Annotated in this window: 19 protein-coding genes; 4 read left to right on the forward strand and 15 right to left on the reverse strand. The window is 69.8% G+C overall.

Annotation, left to right across the window (positions count from 1 at the left end):
- The first annotated feature begins 31 nt into the window (after positions 1-31).
- Positions 32-901: a transglutaminase-like and tetratricopeptide repeat-containing protein gene (locus IEZ11_RS38640; protein ID WP_189267689.1), complete on the forward strand. Its 870-nt coding sequence runs from the start codon at positions 32-34 to the stop codon at positions 899-901.
- Positions 902-1,187: 286 nt separating this feature from the next.
- On the opposite strand, the gene IEZ11_RS38645 is transcribed toward IEZ11_RS38640, so the two are convergent.
- The 11 genes from IEZ11_RS38645 to IEZ11_RS38695 all read right to left on the reverse strand — a co-directional run bounded on the left by IEZ11_RS38645 (position 1,188) and on the right by IEZ11_RS38695 (position 11,135).
- A complete protein-coding gene (locus IEZ11_RS38645; protein WP_189267690.1) occupies positions 1,188-1,802 on the reverse strand; it encodes a response regulator transcription factor in 615 nt (204 codons plus the stop codon).
- Positions 1,799-2,998: a sensor histidine kinase gene (locus IEZ11_RS38650; protein ID WP_189267755.1), complete on the reverse strand. Its 1,200-nt coding sequence runs from the start codon at positions 2,996-2,998 to the stop codon at positions 1,799-1,801. Before IEZ11_RS38650 ends, IEZ11_RS38645 begins: the two co-directional genes overlap by 4 nt.
- A 5-nt stretch (positions 2,999-3,003) precedes the next feature.
- Positions 3,004-3,744 carry an ABC transporter permease gene (locus IEZ11_RS38655; RefSeq protein ID WP_189267691.1) on the reverse strand — a complete coding sequence of 247 codons (741 nt, stop codon included), beginning with the start codon at positions 3,742-3,744 and terminating at the stop codon, positions 3,004-3,006.
- Entirely contained in the window at positions 3,741-4,685 is a 945-nt protein-coding gene (locus tag IEZ11_RS38660) for an ABC transporter ATP-binding protein (RefSeq protein WP_189267692.1), read from the reverse strand. Before IEZ11_RS38660 ends, IEZ11_RS38655 begins: the two co-directional genes overlap by 4 nt.
- A 135-nt stretch (positions 4,686-4,820) precedes the next feature.
- Positions 4,821-7,181: a peptidoglycan binding domain-containing protein gene (locus tag IEZ11_RS38665; RefSeq protein WP_189267693.1), complete on the reverse strand. Its 2,361-nt coding sequence runs from the start codon at positions 7,179-7,181 to the stop codon at positions 4,821-4,823.
- A 156-nt stretch (positions 7,182-7,337) separates the two neighbouring features.
- Positions 7,338-7,754, reverse strand: coding sequence for a DUF6113 family protein (locus IEZ11_RS38670; RefSeq protein WP_189267694.1), 417 nt, complete (start codon positions 7,752-7,754; stop codon positions 7,338-7,340).
- Positions 7,751-8,617: an N-acetyl-1-D-myo-inositol-2-amino-2-deoxy-alpha-D-glucopyranoside deacetylase gene (gene mshB / locus IEZ11_RS38675; RefSeq protein ID WP_189267695.1), complete on the reverse strand. Its 867-nt coding sequence runs from the start codon at positions 8,615-8,617 to the stop codon at positions 7,751-7,753. Before mshB ends, IEZ11_RS38670 begins: the two co-directional genes overlap by 4 nt.
- 53 nt (positions 8,618-8,670) lie before the next feature.
- Positions 8,671-9,333, reverse strand: coding sequence for a hypothetical protein (locus IEZ11_RS38680; RefSeq protein ID WP_189267696.1), 663 nt, complete (start codon positions 9,331-9,333; stop codon positions 8,671-8,673).
- Positions 9,334-9,488: 155 nt separating this feature from the next.
- Entirely contained in the window at positions 9,489-9,746 is a 258-nt protein-coding gene (locus IEZ11_RS38685; protein WP_189267697.1) for a hypothetical protein, read from the reverse strand.
- Positions 9,743-10,090 (reverse strand): hypothetical protein, encoded by a 348-nt coding sequence (locus IEZ11_RS38690; protein ID WP_189267698.1) that lies wholly within the window; start codon positions 10,088-10,090, stop codon positions 9,743-9,745. The genes IEZ11_RS38685 and IEZ11_RS38690 overlap by 4 nt, the downstream gene beginning before the upstream one ends.
- A gap of 76 nt (positions 10,091-10,166) precedes the next feature.
- Positions 10,167-11,135 (reverse strand): helix-turn-helix domain-containing protein, encoded by a 969-nt coding sequence (locus tag IEZ11_RS38695; protein WP_189267699.1) that lies wholly within the window; start codon positions 11,133-11,135, stop codon positions 10,167-10,169.
- Between the two features lie 330 nt (positions 11,136-11,465).
- Between IEZ11_RS38695 and IEZ11_RS38700 the strand changes: the two genes are divergently transcribed.
- Positions 11,466-11,765, forward strand: coding sequence for an NIPSNAP family protein (locus IEZ11_RS38700; RefSeq protein ID WP_189267700.1), 300 nt, complete (start codon positions 11,466-11,468; stop codon positions 11,763-11,765).
- Between the two features lie 8 nt (positions 11,766-11,773).
- On the opposite strand, the gene IEZ11_RS38705 is transcribed toward IEZ11_RS38700, so the two are convergent.
- Both IEZ11_RS38705 and IEZ11_RS38710 read right to left on the reverse strand, forming a co-directional pair.
- On the reverse strand, positions 11,774-15,319 hold the full coding sequence (locus IEZ11_RS38705; protein WP_189267701.1) for an nSTAND1 domain-containing NTPase: 3,546 nt from the start codon (positions 15,317-15,319) through the stop codon (positions 11,774-11,776).
- Positions 15,320-15,452: 133 nt separating this feature from the next.
- Positions 15,453-15,881 carry an ATP-binding protein gene (locus tag IEZ11_RS38710; RefSeq protein WP_189267702.1) on the reverse strand — a complete coding sequence of 143 codons (429 nt, stop codon included), beginning with the start codon at positions 15,879-15,881 and terminating at the stop codon, positions 15,453-15,455.
- Between the two features lie 152 nt (positions 15,882-16,033).
- Here IEZ11_RS38710 and IEZ11_RS38715 point away from each other — a divergent pair, with 152 nt between their 5' ends.
- Positions 16,034-16,900: a helix-turn-helix domain-containing protein gene (locus IEZ11_RS38715; protein ID WP_189267703.1), complete on the forward strand. Its 867-nt coding sequence runs from the start codon at positions 16,034-16,036 to the stop codon at positions 16,898-16,900.
- A complete protein-coding gene (locus IEZ11_RS38720) occupies positions 16,897-17,109 on the forward strand; it encodes a DUF397 domain-containing protein (RefSeq protein WP_189267704.1) in 213 nt (70 codons plus the stop codon). The genes IEZ11_RS38715 and IEZ11_RS38720 overlap by 4 nt, the downstream gene beginning before the upstream one ends.
- Before the next feature lie 6 nt (positions 17,110-17,115).
- On the opposite strand, the gene IEZ11_RS38725 is transcribed toward IEZ11_RS38720, so the two are convergent.
- Both IEZ11_RS38725 and IEZ11_RS38730 read right to left on the reverse strand, forming a co-directional pair.
- Positions 17,116-18,717 (reverse strand): type I restriction-modification system subunit M, encoded by a 1,602-nt coding sequence (locus tag IEZ11_RS38725; RefSeq protein WP_189267705.1) that lies wholly within the window; start codon positions 18,715-18,717, stop codon positions 17,116-17,118.
- Positions 18,714-20,117 carry a restriction endonuclease subunit S gene (locus IEZ11_RS38730; protein ID WP_189267706.1) on the reverse strand — a complete coding sequence of 468 codons (1,404 nt, stop codon included), beginning with the start codon at positions 20,115-20,117 and terminating at the stop codon, positions 18,714-18,716. Before IEZ11_RS38730 ends, IEZ11_RS38725 begins: the two co-directional genes overlap by 4 nt.
- Between the last annotated feature and the right edge of the window lie 37 nt (positions 20,118-20,154).

Genomic DNA, 20,154 nt, shown 5'->3' on the forward strand with positions numbered 1-20,154 from the left:
ACCGATCATTCCGAAGGGGCACGAGAGAGCTATGGCTTCCGGTCAGCCGCATCCCCAGCCGCGTCCGCCGTCGTCGGGACGGGCCGCCGAGGTACGACGGCGGTTCGCCGAGGAGGTGCGGTCCGAGCAGCCCGATCTGGCGACGTTGTGTCTGCTGCTGGGCGCGGCGGCCGACGGGTCGCTGGACGAGGCCGGGATCGACGCGGCGCAGATGGAACTGGACCGGCTGGCCGGGCAGCTCCCGTACCGGCCGGGCGGGCCGCACGCCTGGGCCACGGCGGCGCACCGGGTGCTGGGCGAGCGGTTCGGTTTCCGGGGCACCGCTCCCGACTACCAGCGGCTGGAGTCCTCGCTGCTGCACGAGGTGCTGCGGTGGCGGCGCGGGCTGCCGATCCTGCTGTCCGTGGTGTGGCTGGAGGTCACCCGGCGGGCCGGGGCGCCGGTGTACGGGGTCGCGCTGCCGGGGCACTTCGTGGTGGGGTTCGGGGCCGCCGAGGAGCAGGTGCTGGCCGATCCGTTCGACGGCGGGCGGGTGCTGACCGGGACGGACGCGGAGCTGCTGGTGGCGGGGGCGGCGGGGGTGCCGCTGGAGCCGGGGATGCTGGAGCCGGCCGGCGCCCTGGATGTCGTACGGCGGATCCTGAACAACGTGCGGGCGTGGGCCGCGGCCCGTCCCGAGCGGTCGGAGGTGGGCCTGTGGGGGGTGGACCTCTCGCTGCTGATGCCGTCGCATCCGGCGCGACTGCGGTACGAGCGGGCGCGGTTGCTGGTGGAGCGGGGCGAATTCGTGGACGGGGCGGAGGAGTTGGAGGAGTACGCGGGGTTGATCGACGTGGTCGACGAGGGGGCGGCGGAGAAGGTGCGCGGGGAGGCGCGGGCGGCGCGGGCTCGTCTCAACTGAGCCGGATCGGGGGCCTGTTCGCCTTCGCCGTAAGGGCGGGTGCGCTCGCGGGTGCGGGCGCGGGCGCGGGCACGAGTGAGAGCGCGAGTGCGGGCGCGGGCGCGAGTGAGAGCGCGGGCGCGAGTGCGGGCGCGAGTGCGGGCGCGAGTGCGGGCGCGTGGGGGCTGGACGCGCAGTTCCCCGCGCCCCTTGGCAGGCCGCTCCGCCCGGCGCCGACACGGCACCGCTCCCTCGCCGACCGCCGCCGAGCCGCCGGTGTCCGGTCGGCCGCGACCCGTGAACCGGCCTACAGCCAGCCCTTCTCCCGCGCGATCCGGACCGCTTCCGCTCTGTTGCGCACCGCCAGTTTCTGGATGGCCGTCGAGAGGTAGTTCCGCACCGTCCCCTGGGAGAGGTGCAGCGCGGCTGCCAGTTCCGCGTTGGTCGAGCCGTCGGCCGCCGCGCGCAGGACCTCCCGCTCGCGGTCGGTCAGGGGGTTGGCGCCCTCGGCGAGGGCCGCTGCCGCCAGCGTGGGGTCGATGACCCGTTCGCCGGCGAGGACCTTGCGGACCGCCTCGGCGAGCTGGGCGGCGGGGGCGTCCTTGACGAGGAACGCGTCGGCGCCCGCCTCCATCGCGCTGCGGAGGTAGCCGGGGCGGCCGAACGTGGTGAGGACGACCAGCTTCACCGCCGGCAGCGCCTTGTGGAGCCGGGCCGCCGCCTCGATGCCCGTGCAGCCCGGCATCTCGATGTCGAGCAGGGCGACGTCGATGTCGTGCTGCCGGGCCGTCGGCAGCACCTCGTCGCCGCGGGCGACCTGGGCCACGACCTCGATGTCGTCCTCCAGGCCCAGCAGGGCGGCCAGTGCCTCACGGACCATCGACTGGTCCTCGGCGAGGAGGACCTTGATCGTGCTGCTCATGCACCGGATCCTACGGCCACGCCGGCGGCCAGCGGGACCCGGGCGACCAGCTGGAAGCCGTGCTTCAGACGGCCCGCCTCCAGCGTGCCGCCCGCCTTCTCCAGCCGCTCGGTGAGCCCGGTGAGGCCGTTGCCCGGACCCTTGCCGGAGCCGCCCGAACCGTCGTCCTCGACGGCGAGTTCGAGGACCGGGCCGTCCAGGGTCTGGCGGCGCAGCAGTTCGACCGTGCAGCGGGTCGCGCCACTGTGCCGGACGACGTTGGTGACGGCCTCCCGCAACGCCCACGCGAGGGCGGCCTCGCCGTCCTCGGGTACGTCGGTGAGGTCGGGGTCGGCGGGGACCTCGGCGGTGACCGCGGCCGCGGTCAGGGCGACCTGGGCGCCCGCGAGTTCGGCGGCGAGCCGGGGCCGCCGGTAGCCGGTGACCGCCTCGCGGACGTCCACCAGGGCCTGCCGGCTGACCTGTTCGATGTCGGAGACCTGCTGGGCCGCCTTGGCGGGGTGGTCGGGGAGCATCCGGCCGGCCAGCTCGCTCTTCAGGGTGATCAGGGAGAGCGAATGTCCCAGCAGGTCGTGCAGGTCCCGGGCGAGGCGCAACCGCTCCTCGTTGGCGGCCAGTTGGGCGACAGTGGCACGGGCCTTGCGCAACTCCACGGTGGTGGCGACGAGTTGTCGGATGCCGGTCATGGAGTAGCCGACCAGGAGCACCACCAGGAACAGGCCCCAGGCCTCGTCCAGGTCGTGGGCGTGCCAGCCGGCCAGCATCATCGCGGCGGTGGTGGCCGGGATCGTCCAGTAGGCGACGCGGAGCGGGAAGGTGACCCCGCACATCACGGAGACGTACACGAACAGGCCGAGCCAGGAGCCGCCGAGGCTGAAGGCGAGGACGACCGCGAGTACCCACTGCACGGCGACCGCGGCGCTGACGATCCCGCCGCGGAACGTCCGGCCCATCTGGCGGAAGACGATGGTCAGGTAGATCGTGACGAAGGCCGCCAGGCCGGCCCAGCCGGCCACCGTGGCACCCAGGGTGTGGTGCCCGGCGGCCAGGTCGCTCACCGGGGAGGCCAGGAAGACCAGCCACGGCAGGACCCACACCAGCTTGCGCATCGCCTCGCCCCGGCTGCGGGGCGGCTGGCCGATACGCACCAGCCGGTCCGCGCGGGCTTCCTCGTCGGGCCGCAGGTCTTCCGTCATCGTGCTCACGCCTTCAGCGTGTCCTTCCGGTACAGCCAGGCCGCGCCGCCGACGAAGAGGGCGAAGAAGACGACGAGGATGGCGATGTCCTGGGCTTTCGGGGCCTGGCTCTGCTCGATGGCCCGTCCCAGTGCAGCGTACGCGTGCGTGGGCAGCCACTTCGCGATGTCCTGGAGCCAGGTCGGGAAGGAGGAGGACGGCCACCACAGGCCGCCGAGGATCGACAGGCCGAAGTAGGTGATCATCGTGATCGGGCGGACCGCGTCCCCGGAGGCGAGATAGCCGATGGCCACGCCGAGCGCGGCGAAGACCAGGCTGCCGGCCCAGATCGCGCCGGTGAGGGCCAACCACTGCCAGGCGTCGAGGCGTACGTGCTTCACGGACGCGGCGATCAGGAAGACGACCACGATGGACGGCAGGCTGACCACGGCGGCGCTGGCGGTCTTGGCGAGGACGTAGCCGCGGCCGGGCAGGGTGGTCAGCCGCAGCTGCCGTACCCAGCCGCTCTCGCGCTCCTTGGCGATGCGCTCGCTGTTGCCCATCAGCACGGCGGTGAGGGCGCCGAAGGAGGCCATGGACACCATGACGTAGGCGGCGACGGAGAGGCCGGAGTTGTCGACGGTCTCGCCGGTGCCGCCCTGGCTGGCGACCAGCAGGAAGATGATCGAGGGGTAGATCACCGAGAAGAACAGGAACTTGCGGTTGCGCAGGGCGCGGGCGAGCTCCAGCTTGATCAGGGCGTTCATGACTGCGGGGCCTCCTTGGCCTCTTCGGCCTCCGTGATGGCGACGAACGCCTGCTCCAGGCCGAGCCCGGCGACTTCGAGGTTGCGGGGGTAGACGCCCAGGCCGTAGAGCGCGTGGACGGTGGCGTCGGCGTCGGAGGACTGGATGCGGATCGTCTGGCCGGACACGTCCACGGCCGTCAGGAAGGGCAGCGCGCGCAGCGGCGCCTCGTCGATCTCGCCCTCCAGGTCGAAGGAGATCCTTCGCGCCCCGGCCTTCGCCTTGATCTCGGCGGCCGTCCCGTCGGCGAGCAGCCGGCCGCGGTGCAGCACCAGCACCCGGTCGGCGATGGCGTCGGCCTCCTCCAGGTAGTGCGTGGCGAACAGCACCGTCCGTCCCTGGTCGGCCTGTTCCCGCATGGTGGCCCAGAAGGCCTGGCGGGCGGAGACGTCCATGCCGGTGGTGGGCTCGTCCAGGACGATCAGGTCGCTGTCACCGGCGGTGGCGAGGGCGAAGCGGACGCGCTGGGACTGGCCGCCGGAGAGCTTGTTGACCTTGCGGTCGGCGATCTGCGAGATGCCCGCGCGGGCGAGCACGTCGGTGACCTTGTAGGGCTTCGGGTGCAGGTCGCAGGCCAGCTTGACCAGTTCCCGGACGGTGACCTCGTCCATCAGGCCGCCGCTCTGGAGCATCGCGCCCACGCGTCCGGCGACGATGGCCTCGCGCGGGTTCAGCCCGAACACGCTCACCGTGCCGGCGTCGGCCTGCTTGAGGCCGAGCAGCAGGTCGAGCGTGGTCGACTTGCCCGCGCCGTTGGGCCCGAGCAGGGCCACGGTCTCCCCCGGGTGCAGCCGCAGCGAGAGCCCGTCGACGGCCCGCACGTTCCCGTAGGTCTTGCTCACTTGGTCGAACCCGACCACCACCGGGGTTCCGGTGGCCGTCGTCGCCGCTGTCGTCGTCATGCCTCCATGCTGACGGCGAGCCCCCGACCGACGGCAGTGTCGGGCGTCCGGAGAGCCGCATGACAGATGTCATGCACAGCGCCTGACAAACGCGAAAGGGCGCCCGGTGCACACCGGACGCCCCTTCGCCACGGGTCAGCTCGGGTTGGTGTCGATGACTCCGATGCGCTGCGCCGCCGTCTTGCCCACCAGGGCCTTGCGCAGTGCGGAGGCGACGTCCTGTGGCGTGACGGCCGTCTTCTGTCCGGTGCCCCGGGTGATCAGGACGCCGTTGAAGGTGCTGCCGTACGCCTCCTTGAGCGCGCTGAGGTTGTAGGTCTCCACCAGCTTTCCGTCCACGGCCTTGAAGCCGAGGATCTTCGGCAGGGAGAGCGAGCCGAACTGGATGCTGTGCGTCGCGTCGGTCTGGATGGTGACCCGTTCCGACATCGCCGGCTGCGCGAACGCCTTCATCTCGCGGTCGACCTCCGCGTTGGAGACCGTCGGCTGCACCGTGGTCGTCGGCACGTTCACCGCGGCGGCGGTGCCGGTCTCGACCATCGTCTCGTACGCCTGCTCGACCGCCTTCGTGGAGCCGGCCGCGTCGATGCCCTTGCCGGCCTTGCCGTAGACCGCGACGGCCTTGCCGGAGGTGAACTTGATCGTGCCCTCGGTGACCGTGCCGGAGCTGGCGCCGAGGCCCTTGAGGGCCGCCTGGAGCTTCTCCTCGTCGACCGGCATGACGGGGGCGACGACCCGCTTCTGGCCGAACAGGGAGCCGATCACGGAGACCGGGTTGTAGTCGCTCTTGGCGGCCGCCTCGACGGTGTTCTGCATGTCGAACTGCAGGCCCGCCTGGTCCGGCGGCAGCGAGACGGTCTTGCCGTCGACGGACAGCTTCAGCGGCTTGTTCACCCGCGTGCCGAACGCGCCGTCGAGCTTCCTGAGGGCGTCGTCGCGGGTGCCGCCGCCGATGTCGACGCCGAGCACGGTGGTGCCCTTGGGCACGTCGGAGTGGCTCATGAGCAGCCCGGCGCCGTAGACCCCGGCGCCGGCCACCACCACGACACCGACGAGCAGCGGCAGCTTGCCGCGCTTCTTCTTGGCCTTCGCCTTGCCCTTGCCCTTGGCCTCGGCGGGGGGCGGCGAGACCGGTTCGGGCAGCTTCGGGGGCGTGTGCGGCAGCGGTCCGTCGGGGGACCCGCCCGGCGCGAACCGGGAGTTGGCGCCCGGCGGGACGACCGGGATGCCGCTGGTGACGGTGTGTCCGGAGACGTTGTCCGCCGGGGCGCCGTAGCCGGGCATGCCCGGTTCGGGGGCGAACTTCTGCGGGGTGAGGATCGCGGTGTCGTCGCTCAGGCCGCCGCCGGGGAGGCCGGGGCCGCCCGGGGCGGTGCGTGCGCCGGGGCGGGCCTGCGCGGCACGGGCACGGGGGCCACCGGGACCGCCGGGGCCACCGGGACCGCTCGGGGCGCCGAACGACTCACTGCCGTTGAAGGCCTGGCCGCCGGGGCCGCCGAACGGCTCGCCGCCGTTGACCGGCGGGACGAACGGGCCGTCGCCGGTGACCGGACCTCCGGTGGGGCCGGCCGGGCCCTGCGGGCCGCCGGGGCCGCCGGCACCGCCCGGCCCGTTGAAGCCGCTGGGGCCGCCGGGACCGGCCGGGCCGCCGCCGGGCGCGCCGGGACCACCCTGGGCGCCGTTCTGGCCGCCGTTGTCGGAGAAGTAGGGCAGGTCGTCACGCCGGGCGTCGCCGCCGCCCTTCGCGCCGCCCCGGGAGCCGCCGAGCGGACCCGCGGCGAGCGCCTCGGTCACGTCGAAGGAGCCGGTGCCGCCGCCGTGCCCGGGAGCCACCGGGCCGCCGGTCGCGCCCGTGGGCAGCCCCGCGCCGTTGGTGGCGCCGGGCCGGGGCGTGCCGGGCACGCTCATGGAGCCGACGACACCGCCGGGACGGCCGCCGCCTCGCGCACCGCCCTGGGTCGCCGGGCCGTTCGGCGTGTTGGGCGTGTTCGGCGCCGCGGCGGGCGAACCGCCGGGTGTCCCGTTGCCGTTGGCGGCGCCGCCGCGCGGACCGCCCTTGGCCGGGCCGGACTTGCGCGGCGCGAACCAGTCGCTGGACTTCTCCCCCGCGGCGGGCGCGGGCGCCTGCTCGGCGGCGGACGGCTCGACGGTGCCGGTGGACATGGCGGCGCCCGCCGGCATCGCGTGCGAGCCCGTCTCCTCACCCGTGCCGCCCAGGCCGGGCACACCGGCCACGCCCGCGGCACCGCCCTCGACGTCGGCGACGGGAGTGCGGACGACCACGGGGGGAATCGGCCGGGAACCGGGGATGTTGATCCGGATCCGGGTCGTCAGCGTGGTCTCGGTCTTGCGTTCCTCCGGCTGGGCGGCCGAACGGGCCGCGTCCGTACCGTCGTCGGAAGCCATGGGGGTCCCGTACGGCGGCGTGCCCGAGGGGTATGCGGATCCTCCGCGCCCGTTGGGCCCGGAGGACGGAGTGTCAGTTTCACGACTCAAGGCAGGTTCTCCCGGTTGGCTCCACCGCCGGTGACGACCTTGCTGGGGCGGCTCGGCGGCGCGCACCACCATACTGGCCACTTCTGACGCTTATCCCACGACCGCCGGGGAAACCCACACCGGACTCGCACGGGCGCCCCATGGCGAAGTAGTACGTCACTTGCCAAGTCGGGCACCGTCCGCGTCAGGTTGCCGCCCCAAACCCATTGTGGCGCAGATCACAGCCAGCGCCATGCCGCCGAGCAGGAAGAGGTACGAGCCGGTTCCCGCGCCGAACAGGAAGTCTCCTTCCGGCCTGCTGGCGGTGAGGAAGATGACGGCGACGACCCAGCCGAACGCGGGCGCGAGGGCCCCGGAGCGGCTCGTCATGGCCCGGGCCCCGCCGAGGAAGAGCCCGGCGGCACCGGCCAGGGCGAGCAGCAGCCCGCCCGGGAACCAGCCGGCCTGCACCAGGGCCCCGGCGGCGCCGACCACGGCTCCGAGCACGACCAGCCCGAGGAGAGCCACGGCCCGTCCGGCCGAGGGTGCTTGCAGCGGTTGCGCGAGCATCGACCCACGTCCACCGGAACTCATGACGCCTCCCCGAGGCCCGCGAAGAGATCGGTCTCGCGGGCCGCGCCCGGCTCGCCGCCGGGCAACTCGTAGTACTCCGTGGTGAACACGGGCTGCGCCAGCTCGTTGGAGAGCGCGAAGTAGCGGGCGCCGTGCGGTGCCACCTCGATCTGGGTGGCGTGGGCGGCCATCGCGGCGGTCTTCGCACCGGCGTACGCGGCGCCGTCGATCTCGGCGGTGACCCGGCGGTCGTCGACCACGCCCGGCACGTCGTCGACGGCGGCGGACTCGGCGAAGGGCAGCCCGGACAGGTCGTCCCGCAGCCGGGCGAAGGCGGCCTCGGCGACCGTGCGCGGGACGCGGTTCCAGTAGACCTTGGGGATGCGGTGGCCGGCCTCGGCGGCCAGTTCGACCGCTCTCATGGCGACGCGGTGGGCCTGGATGTGGTCCGGGTGGCCGTACCCGCCGTTGTCGTCGTAGGTGACGAGGACCTGGGGGCGGGTCTCCAGGACGACCTCGGCCAGGTGCCCGGCGGCCTCGTCGACGTCGGCCCGCCAGAAGCAGTCGGGCGCGTCGTTCTCGGGCAGGCCCATCATCCCGGAGTCGCGGTAGCGGCCGGGGCCGCCGAGCAGCCGGAAGTCGGCCACGCCGAGCTCGCGCATGGCGGCGGTGAGCTCGCCCAGCCGGTACTCGCCCAGGGCGGGGCCGGTGAGATGCCGCAGCGCGGGCGGGATGACCTCGCCGCCCTCGCCGAGGGTGCAGGTGACCAGCGTCACATGGACGCCCTGGGCCGCGTAGCGGGCCATGGTGGCGCCGTTGTTGATCGACTCGTCGTCCGGGTGCGCGTGCACGAGCAGCATCCGTCGGGCGGGCAGTTCCGTCATACCCACACCCTACGAAACGGCACCGACAGCCGTGCCACCTCCCCGCAGGGGCGTCACCCTTCCTCGTCGAGCACATGAGCGATGGCAAGCGCGATGCGCTCGATCCAGTCGATGGCGTCGTTCACGGACGCCTCGTCGATGGGGCGGCGCTGCTTGAGATCCCCGTCGATCAGGTCGGCATCGTGCGCGATCTTGTTGCGCCGCTGCGTGATCTCCAGATAGCGACTGCGAAGCGTCTTCTCGTTCAGGGAGGTGCGCCCCTGGAAGAACGTCTTGTTGATCCATCCGGCGGACAGATACCAGACCTTCCTGTCCGTGACGAGCTTGAGGACCTCGGAGATCTTTCCGGGGTGCTGGAGGGACTGGGCCGCGAGCTTGTCCCGCAGATGCTCGACCACGGCGTCGGACAGGGTGACGTCACCCTTCTGAACCGCCTCCACGGTGTGCAGCGGCAATTCATAGACACGGAGCTGGTAGGGCATGTCGGGGCTGTCCTTGGCCGCCAGCTCGGCGACCCGGCGCAGCACCTCCTCGTGCAGCCAGTGGTCGATAGCGGCGACCGCCTGCACCCAGGCCGCGCGGTAGAAGTCGTCGATGTCGATCGTCGGCGAGTTGAACGGCGTCAGCATGCGGCCCGCTTCGACCATGCGCCGGGCGTACGACAGGTTCGTCATGAACGCCTCGAACTGACGCGTCTGCGGTCTGGGAACGGCCATGGGTAACCCCCGTCGAACTCTCCGTCACGATCTCAGGGATCACGTTTCCCAAGCCCGGCCGGGTCGAGTCAAGCCGAACCCAACCAGCCCCGCACAAGGTGACCGGTTCCGGCCGCTCCGTTTCCGGATCGCGCCCCTCTGGCCTTCCTCGTACGTCAGTAGCCCAGCCAAGTGATCTGGACGACATAGACGCGTTCGCTGCGTACGACGACCTGGTAGGTGAACATGCCCCCAGCGACGTCCACATTGCCACCCTTCGGGTCGACCCCCTCGTGGGCCCGGCCATGGACGTGGCGAGTTTCTGCCGCCCTGACCAGTTCATCGGCCTTGCGTGCCACGGCGGCGAGGAAGTCTGCGGGAGCAGTACGGGCAGCTTCTTCGGCGCCGAAGGCGTACTCCCACTTCCAACTCACTCCTGAACTGCCTTCATCGCCTTGTCGAGTACCGCACTCAACTCGCGAAGCGCTTCCCACGCGAGGGCCGGATCCTCGTGTTCCAGGTGGTCCTGCGCCCAGGCGTAACGGGCGGACAGGTCCGGCCGACGGGCGATCTCGATGTCCCTGGCCCAGATCAGAACCCAGCTCTGCACCGGACTCAGAGACCGCCATTCGACAGCTTTGGCGAAGGCCTCGTCCTTCCTGGCCTGCATCTCGTCAAGACGCTCCGGAGCGACGACAGCGAGGGCCGCGCGGAGAGCATCCGGCGTCAGCCCGGGACGGGGAATCAACTCGTTTCCGTGCTCGGCCTGAGTGCTCATGACGTCCTCCAGAGGGTGCCCGGACCAGAGTATCCGGGCCGGGGACAGCGAACCGGGCACACGGGACCCAACGGATTCAGGCGGCAACGGGAGTACGGCAGTCATGGCAACGTCCTGGGGCGGGAGAGCGGAAGGCGCGGTCACAGCCGTCGCAGTTCCGGAGGGGATGACGGGCGGCCGATGACGGTGACGCCTGCGCCCGGAACGGCGGTGGCGGGGGCAGCTGGGCAGCGAGCCGGTGCGCCAGAAGAGCCGCCGGACGGCACAGGGGCGCGTCCGGCAGGTGAGCGGTCAGCGCATGCCGTACAGCCGCAGGGCTCACTTCGCGCTCCAGCCAGGCCGCGACTCCGGGAGCGAGGTGAGCGGTGTCGCAGGTCGAGAGCAGGAGGCGGGGGTCGTGGCGGTGAAGGGCGGCGAGGAGGTCCGCGGCCTGCCGGAGGAGGAGCGGGGCGGGGCATGCGGGCTGTGGGACCTCGGGGAGTGACTTCTTCCGGGCTGCCTGCCGTTTCGCGGGGGCGGCTACCGGCTCGGCTCCCGGTACCGGGGCGATCGCCGGTGCGAATTCGGCCGCCGATACCGGGGCAGTCGCCGGTACCGGGGCGGTTCCGTGTCCTGGGCGCGCCGATCGTGCGGGAGCGTGGCCGGCGGTCGGCCGACGGCTTCCCGGCTGGTTGCAGGAGATGGTGCGGGTGACGATACGGCCGCTGGAGACACGTTCGCGTTCGCGGCGCAGGTACCCGTGGGTCTCCAGCTCGCGCAGGCCGGCGGCGATGCGGGTGGCGCCCTCCTGGAAGCGGGCGGTGAGGGACTTGATGTCGACGCGGGCGCCCCTGGGCAGGGACTGGATGTGGCAGCCGAGGCCGATCGCGAGGAGGGACAGTTCCGGGTGCTGGGTGAGGTGGTTGCCGATCACCACGAAGCGCTCAGTGTGGCGGGTGTTCTCGTGAATGAGCCCGCCACCGGTGTGGAGCCGTCGATTCGGGTGGTTGTCGGCGGCAAGCCGGGACTGGGCGCGCGGAGGCGCGCTAGGGTGCTGCGTATCCATCGGGAAGCTCCTACTTCCTCGGTGGTCAGGCCCTCGCACTGGGATTGCCGTCCCGGCGGGGGCCGTCGCATGTCTGCGGTTGTGTTGGGCTGAGCGTAGGGCAGGCAAGGGGCCACGAATCCAGCGGAGTTCACGATGTTCACCCGCGCGGGTGAGAGCGGGTGAACGTGCGCGGCGGGCGGGAGGGGTGGGGCTTGGAGGGGTGCTTTTCCCGCCGTCATGGTCCTTGGAAAAGAAGGCGCCCCTGCTACCGGAGCATGGGCTATCGAGTTCCGGCGAGCTGAAGCAATCCGGCCCTCTTCAACCGCGGGCTCGGAGAGGATGTCTGCCATGCCGAAGACGACACAGTTACGCACGTACACCGTCCGAGACGGCCTGCTCGACGAGTGGGTGGAGCGGTGGCGGGAGGAGATCGTTCCGTTGCGACTGAAACTGGGGTTCGCGATCGGGCATGCCTGGACGGACCGGGAGCACAACCAGTTCATCTGGCTGATCTCGTACGACGGCCCGGAGACCTTCGCCGAGCGCAACGCGCTGTACTGGTCGTCGCCCGAGCGATCGGCCATGGGACTGAACCCGGACGACTACCTCGTTACCACGGAGGAACGCACGGTTGAGTCCGTCCGCTGATCATCCGGTCACGCGGGGTCGAGCGGCAACAGGTGCTGCCGCCGTTCCTGGCGCGTCAGGGTGCGGAAGACCCTTCCCCGGGCGGTCGCCTCCAACCGGTCGTAGTCCGGCTCGGCCTGCCACACGCGAGCCGTCCCGTCGGCCGATCCCGTGAGCAGCCGTGCGCTGTCCGGGGACCATGCCACGGAGTTCACCTTGTCCTGGTGCACAGCGACGACGGCGACCTCCTCGAAGGTGGCGGCGGACCAGACCCGTACGGTCCGGTCGTCACCGCCCGTGGCGATGCGCCGGCCATCAGGTGACCAGGCGACGGCGCGCAGCCGCCCCTCATGCCCCTTCAGCACCTCGATGCGCCGCCCCGTGGCGACGTCCCATACGGCAGCCGTCCAGTCACCGGAAGCGGTGACGATCCGCGTCTCGTCCGGCGACCAGGACGCGTCCTCCACGTAGTTGTCGTGTCCGCGCAGCACGGTGAGCTGCTGTGCCTCCACGATGTCCCAGAGTCGGCACGTACGGTCGTCCGAGCAACTGGCGAGCAGCCGTCCGCTCGGCGACCAGGCCACGCGCCCCACCCAGTCCTGATGTCCCGCGAGTTTGATCAGCTCGGTCCCGTCCGGCGCGGACAGAACAGTCACGGCGCCGTCATGGCCGCCGGTAGCGATCCGCCCGCCGTTCGGCGCCCAAGCACACCCCTCCAATACCTCTCCCTGTTTTTCGAACAGTGTGTCTCCGCGCCCGTCGACCACGCGGAACAGACCGTCGTTCGTGCCACATGCGAGCCGTTCTCCCTGCGGAGCCCAAGCCACGGTCCAGGCCCGGTCCCCCAACTCGGTCACCGGTCCGGCGGGCACGCCGGTGGCCGCGTCCCACACTCGCACGGTGCCGTCGTCCGAGGCCGTGGCGAAACGGCTGCCGTCGCCGGACCAAGCGGCCTGGTTCACCGGGCCCCGGTGCCCGTCTGCCATGACGACCTCGGCACCCCGGGGACGCAGATCCCATACTCTTCCGGTGCCGTCGGTGGAGCTGCTGGCGAGCATCGTCCCGCAAGGTGACCAAGCAACGCCCCACACGGTGTCCGCGTGGCCGCGCAGCACAGTCAGAACCTCGGCGTTCACAGCGTCGACGATCCGGACGGTGCGGTCGGACGAGGCACTGGCCAGCATCCGCCCGTCCGGCGACCAGGACAGGTTCCACACGTAGTCCGTGTGCCCTCTCAGCAACAGACGCAGGTCTCCGGTCCTGGAGTCCCAGATACGGGCGGTGCGGTCACCCGACCCGGTGGCGATCCGCCGGCCGTCAGGCGACCAGGCGATGCCCTCGACGAAGTCGGAGTGCCCGGCGAGCGTGGTGGCCGCCGTCCCCGTCGTCAGATCCCACACGATCGCGGTCTGATCGTGGGACGCGGAGGCGAGGCGATCGCCGTCCGGCGCCCAGGCCACGCCCCACACGTCCTCGGTGTGGCCGCGCAGTTCGTGCAGGAGCGATCCGGTACCGGCCTCCCACACCCGCACGGTCCGGTCCTTTGAGCTTGCCGCGATGTACCGGCCGTCCGGGGACCAAGCCACCTGTCTGTTGATGTCTTCCGCGCCGCTCAGCAGGTGGACCGTCTCCCCCGAGGCCGCGTCCCAGATCCGTACGACACGGTCACGACCGGTGGTCGCAAGCCTGGCCGAGTCCGGTGACCAGGCGACGGACTCGACCATGACGCCATCGCACGGCAACACCAGCAGCGGGCGTCCGGACCGCGCGTCGTACACCCGGCTCGTACCGTCCCTGGACGCCGTGGCCAGCATGCGCCCGTCCGGGGACCATGCGATGTGTCGCACCGAGTCCGTGTGCCCGTCGAGTCGTGAACGGAGGTGACTCGCTGCCAGTGCGGCCATCAGCCCGCGGCGAGCCGAGGCCGTGGGGGCGCACTCGCCCAGCGCGGCAAGCGAAAGCAGAAGGGAAAGTTCGGGCTCGCTTTCCGCACTCCCGACAACCTGCCGACCGATGCTGTCCGAGACCTGCCTCAAGAAGGTCAGGTCACGGCGCTGCGACGATTCGACGAGTGCGCGAGCGGGCTCCGACGCCTGGCCCGTCTCCTCCAGCGCTTCCAGCCAGCGCCGGGCCGCGGTAAGACGTTCTCCGGTGAGGAGATAGTCGTCGCTGCGTCCGGCCCGCTCCCAGTCGACGGCCCACCGCTCCAGTTCGGCACGCTCGCGAAGCCGCTCCGCGCGCGCCTCGACCTCCTGCCGCAGCGGGGCCCACTGACGGAAGAGTGCCTCATGCGTCACCTGCGCACAGGGCTCACCGCCGTCCGCCGCCAGTCCGCCTCCCGTGACATCGGTACGCAGCAACCGCGCCTCGACGAAAGCGTCGACGACCTGGCGGCCCCGCTCGTCGAGTTCGGACAGCGGCACCCGACGCCGGGCCACCTCCTGGCCCTCGACGGTGACGAACCGGAGCAGCACACGAAGGACGGAATCGATTCCCACGCCCGCCCCAAGCGCGGTCACGGTGTTGTCGGCCTGGCGCGCCAGCGCACCGGGGACACCACCAAGCCGCCGGTACAGCTCCTCAGTCACCGTGCCGCCGGGACCGGAGGCGAAGTACAGCTCCTGGAGGAGATAGGCGAGTAGCGGCAAGGCGTCGTCCGCGCCGGTCTCGCTCACGACCGAATCCACGACCCCGGGCTCGAAACGGAGGCCGACAACGGCGCCCGGACGCTCTACGACTTCGACGAGTTGCTCCCTGCCCAATGTGCCGAGGGCCACAGGATGTTGGAGAAGGTCCGCATGACCAGTGGAGAGCAGCCTGCCGAACAGGTCTACCCGGAGTGTGGCCAGTACGCGGACCGCCGGTTCCTGTTCCACGCAGGTACGCAACGCATCCAGAAACTGGGCGCGTTCCCGCTCCCCCGCGAGGGTGACGATCTCCTCGAACTGGTCAACGACGAGGAGTAGTCGTCGGAACCGGCCACCCCGCAGCTTCGACAACTCGGCTCGCAGCGCGCCCGGCCCCTGGCGCAGCCTGCGCAGTAGAGCGCTCGCGGGCTCCTGTCCTCCGCCGGCGGCCACCAGCGCACCCGCTAACGCGCCCATCGGACTGGCGCCGGGAGCGAAGGCCGGTACGACGGTCCAGCGACGTTCCCGGAGCCGCGGCATCACCCCGGCCCTGACCAGCGAGGACTTACCGCTCCCGGAAGCCCCGACCAGCACGAGGAACCGGTCTGCCGGTCGGGGGGCGCTCGCGTGCAGTCTGCGGGTCAGCTCGACTGCCTGCGCCTCCCGGCCGAAATACACAGCGGCCTCGTCCTCACCGAAGGCATCGAGACCCGGGTACGGCACGCGATCCCGCGGCCACTCGATCCGGGGCGGTAGCGGGTTCTCCAGCCGGTGGGCGACGACCTGCCCGGCCACGAGGGCCACGATCAGCACGGCGATGGCCGGAACGGAGAAACGGCGAATCACCTCAAGCACCCAGGGAGCCCGGTCGGTGCTGGTCGCGTAGTTGGTGGCGATCCCGAGCAGACAGGCGACCAGCGCCAGCAGGATCTGGAGCACGACCTGCATACGGTTCCTCATCGAGTACCGCCCACCCCCGTCGCCCCGGACTCGTCCATGACCATCTTCCGGGGCCCGGCAGAAGCGTTCAACGGGGTGTGAGGGTTTCAGCCATGTGGGGCGGCTCAGGCGCGCCTCGGAGTCACGGTGAGACCGTCACTTCGGACCAGACGGTCTTGCGCGGGTAGGGGCCATGAGCAACGCCCCAGCGGCTGGCGAGTGCGTCGACCAGGAGGAGGCCTCGGCCGGATTCGGTGTCGGGATCTGGATGTCGGACGTGGGGAAGCCGGTCACCGCACGTGTCGGTGACCTCGATACGGAGGGTGTCGCCGACGACGTAGAGGGCGAGCCGGAAGTCTCGTCCCGGTACGCGGCCGTGGTGCGCGGCGTTGGCCGCCAGTTCACCCACGAGGTGCGCAGCCGGATCCAAGGGAAGACCCCAGGAGCGAAGTTGTTCGGTGGCGAGCAGCCTGGCAAGACGCGCGCCGCGGGGTGTGGGTGACAGCAGCACGCTGAAGTTGCGGACCGGGGTGGCGGGGCGGGCCTCGGTGGGGGCGGTTTCTCGAATCACGTCACTCAGCGTGGCGACACTCGCCTACCGTGAACAGTGACGACGCTGTTGCGTAGGGTCACTGTCCAGCGGCTGTCCAGTGGTGTCCACGCTGTCGCCCGGAACCGTACGGGTAAGGCGTCGTTGCAAGTTCGTACGACGGAGGGTGCGGGATGGCGACGGACGTCGAGGTCGTGAGCGAGGCCGACGAACCGGGGTGGGAGGTGGACCCGGACGACGAGTGGGGACTCGCGGTCATCGCAACGGTGGGGCGGCAGTTGCGGCTGCGGCGGGAGGCAAGGGGGATGCGAGTCCCCGACTTCGCCAAGGCGGTCGGGTACGGCGAGGACCTGATCTACAAAATCGAGTCGGGGAAGCGAATTCCCAGGCCGGAGTTCCTGGACAAGGCCGAGCAGGTGTTGAGGGCCGACGGGTTGATCGTCGCGATGAAGGAGGACGTGGAGAAGGTCCGGTATCCGAAGAAGGTTCGGGATCTGGCGAAGTTGGAGGGGCAGGCGGTTGAGATCGGGGTCTACGTAGGTCTCAGTGTCCACGGGCTTCTGCAGACAGAGGAACATGCTTGTGCCCTCTTCGAGGCACGCCAGCCGCCGTACTCGCAGGAGGAGGTTGAACGTCTGGTGACGGCCAGGATGGCTCGCAAGGCGATCTTCGAGAAGTCACCGGCCGTAGCACTCAGTTTTGTCCAGGAGGAGGCATCCCTACGCCGCCGAGTCGGAGGCACAATGGTCCGGCGCCGACAGCTGGAACACCTTCTGGAAGTGGCGCAGTTGCGCAACGTGACGTTCCAGGTGATGCTCACAGACACCGTGGCTCATCCTGGCGTCGATGGCAAGATCGAGCTGCTGAAGTTCGCAGATGGCACGGCAGTGGGACGGTCCGACGGTGCTTTCAACGGCCGTCCGACTTCGGACCCGAAGGAACTTCGCATCCTCGAACTGCGGTATGGGACCATTCGGGCCCAGGCTCTCACTCCAGGGGAGTCGGTTGCCTTCATCGAGCAGGTGCTGGGAGAAACATGATCCGCAAGACGTCGGTTGGGGATGCTCACGAGCTGTCGTGGTTCAAGAGCAGCTATAGCGACGGCACCGAGGGCGACTCCTGCGTGGAGATTGCCGCCGCCCCCACCACCATCCACGTCCGCGACTCCAAGCACGCCGAAGTCAGCCCCCGCCTCGCGCTCTCGCTCAAGGCCTGGGCCGACTTCGTACCGTACGCGTCCGGTAACTGACGGCCGTTACTCGACCTCGGCCTCAGGTACGTCGACCTCGCCACCCAGTGAGCGGGCGATGGCGGTGAACTCGTTCAGGGCGGCCTGGAGGTCGCGGACGATCTCCTCGGCGATGACCTCGGGCGGCAGGCCGCTGTCGGCGTCGTCGAGGGCGGGGTCCTTCATCCAGGTGATGTCGAGGTTGACCTTGTCGCGGGCGATCAGGTCGTCGTAACTGAACTTCTTGAAGGGCCCGTTGTCGTCCTCGGACTCGATGCGGGAAGAGCGGGGCTCTCCGGGCCGGTAGGCCGTCACGAAGTCGTCGAGGTGGGCTCGGGTCAGCGGACGCTGCTTGAGGGTGAAGTGCTGGCCGGTCCGGAAGTCGTAGACCCAGGTCTCGGTGGTGTGGGGCTTGCCGTCCGCGCGTGGGGGCTTCTTGTCGAAGAAGAGGACGTTGGCCTTGACGCCACCGGCGTAGAAGATGCCGGTGGGCAGTCGCAGGACGGTGTGGAGGTCGAACTCGTCCAGCAGCTTGCGCCGCACCTTCTCGCCGGCGCCGCCCTCGAAGAGCACGTTGTCGGGAAGGACAACCGCGGCCCGGCCGCCAACTGCCGTGAGCGACATGATGTGTTGCAGGAAGTTCAGCTGCTTGTTGGTGGTCGTGGCGGTGAAGTCGTCGCGGTCGTACTGGATGTCCTCCTTCTCGACCTCGCCGTCCTGACCGATGACCGTGATCGCCGACTTACGGCCGAAGGGCGGGTTCGCGAGAACGAGCGTGGCGTGCTTACCGCTGGGCTTGTCGGCGAGGGCGTCACCGACGTGGATGAGGCTCGGTCCGTCGCTCTTGCCGATGCCGTGGAGAAGCATGTTCATGGCGGCGAGACGGGCGGTGCCGGTGACGAGTTCGTTGCCCCAGATCTTGCGACCCTCGTCGTAGGCCTTGCGCTCCTCCAGCGACATCTTCTTCATGTGGTGGTCGCGGATGTACGCGTGAGCGGCGATGAGGAAGCCGCCGGTACCGCAGGCCGGGTCGGTGATGGTGTCATCAGGGCTGGGCCGGGTGACGTCGACCATGGCGTCGATGAGAGCGCGGGGGGTGAAGTACTGACCGGCGCCGGTCTTGGTGTCGGAGGCACCCTTGTTGAGCAGTCCCTCGTAGGCGTCGCCCTTGAGGTCGGTGCCGGTCATGTTCCAGTCTTGGCGACCGATTAGTTCGACGACCAGCTTCTCCAAAAGAGCCGGTTTGGTGATCCGGTTCTGGGCGTCGGCGAAAATGGTGCCGATGGTGGTGTTGGGGTGCTGGCCAAGGTGTTCGAGGATGTCGCGGTAGTGCGACTCCAGAGGGGCGCCTCGCTTACCGACGAGCGACTTCCAGTTGTAGTCAGCGGGCACGATCGCGCTGAGGTCCTGCCCGTCCCACGGGTCGTTCTCGATCTCGTCGACCATCTTGAGGAAGAGCAGGTAGGAGAGCTGCTCAACGTACTCGATGGTGGACATGCCGTTGTCGCGGAGGACGTTGCAGTAGTTCCAGAGTTTGGCAACGAGCGTGTTCGTCTGCGCGACGGCCTTGGCGGTCTTCTCGGCCGACTCGTTCGCGGGCTGCTGCGCGTCTGCGGAGGCGGCGGTCACAGTTCGAACTCCTGCTGTACGGCTAGGGCGGGGGCGGCGGTCGGTTCGGGAGCGGGATCGGAGGGAGAGGCAGCTCTGGGGATGGCAGGCTTCTTGGCGGTGACCTTGCGGGGGCGCTTCGCTTTCAGTTGTGCGGACCGCTCGGCCGCGATGCGAGTCAGTGCGACCTGAGCAGGCTCGTCGTTCGGGTTCTGCGGTACGAGTTCACCGGTGAAAGCCTTGTGTAGGAGAGCGTTACGCAGGCCAGTCGCCCTCTTTCGAGCACGGTCGAGTTCGAAGGAGACTCGGGAAACCCGATCCAGCTCGTCACGCAGCTCAGCGACGATACGCTCCTGCACATCGACTTCCGGTACAGGAACCGTGAAATCCTCAATCGCGGCCTGGTCAATCTTCGGCATTGATCCAGCAAGACCCTTGGCGCGCGACTTGAAATACTCACGACCCCGACGGCTCTGCAATACCAGCGTCACAAATTCGGGGAGCACCTCGTCGTTCACCCGGACCCGAATCAACAGGTCCGGGAAAATCGCCCAGCCATCCGACCCCTCATACATCGCGGTCGTACCGACGAGTTCGGGGGTGTTTGAGCGTTGGACGAGGATGTCTCCCTTAGTGAGCCAAAGGTCCCGCACTCGATAGGGATCAGCGACTGTCAGCTTGGTGTTGTCATCACTGAAGTTGCCCTGCGTGACAGCCGTCAGGTTGAGCGTTCGGATACCGGTCAGATCTGTGGTCGCCTTGGCAGAGTGCCCGTTACGCAACGGCTCGCCTAGAAGATTACCAAGACGCTTCGTCGGAACATTTCCGACCTTTTTCAAGATAGCGGCCAGTGTCGCCGATCCGAGCCCGCGCGCACGCCGCTGTCCAGTGATCAAATTATCGACAGCTGCGTCGAGCCTCGACAACTGTTCTTCGAGAGCCTCGACGGTACGATACTGCTCCGCGAGCGGCGGCAGCGGCACCGGCATCCTCCGCAGTGCCTCTTGAGAAAGGTTACGCATCGCGTCCTTCGTACCGCTCGCATTGCCTTCGACATGCACTCGGGCCTGCGGAGAGCGCAGGAAGTGGACCAGCCAACGCTTGCTGACGAAGTCTCGCGGAATAAGCCGCAGGCTCTTGTCCGAGAGGAGAAGCCGTGGCCGACATGCTCCCACTAGCACGGGAGCACCAACGTAGGCCTTCGTGTTCGCCCTGCTCAATAGAACGTCGCCCTGATGAATCTCGTGAGCGAGATCGAATTTTCGGCCCTCGGGAACCGCCTTGTTCTCATTAGCGTCAAATTCGCCCCACGTCATGGCGCTCACTTTGACGATGCCCCACTCTTCAGGCCCAGCAGGCCGAGGTTCGCAAGTGAACGACTTACCGGCTTCGATCCGGTGCAGCAAGTCCCCCAGCGCCACCCAAACCCACCCCGCCGGAAGCTCCCTCTCCCCATCC

The sequence above is a fragment of the Streptomyces fuscichromogenes genome (assembly GCF_014645815.1).
GTDB classification, from domain to species: Bacteria; Actinomycetota; Actinomycetes; order Streptomycetales; family Streptomycetaceae; genus Streptomyces; species Streptomyces fuscichromogenes.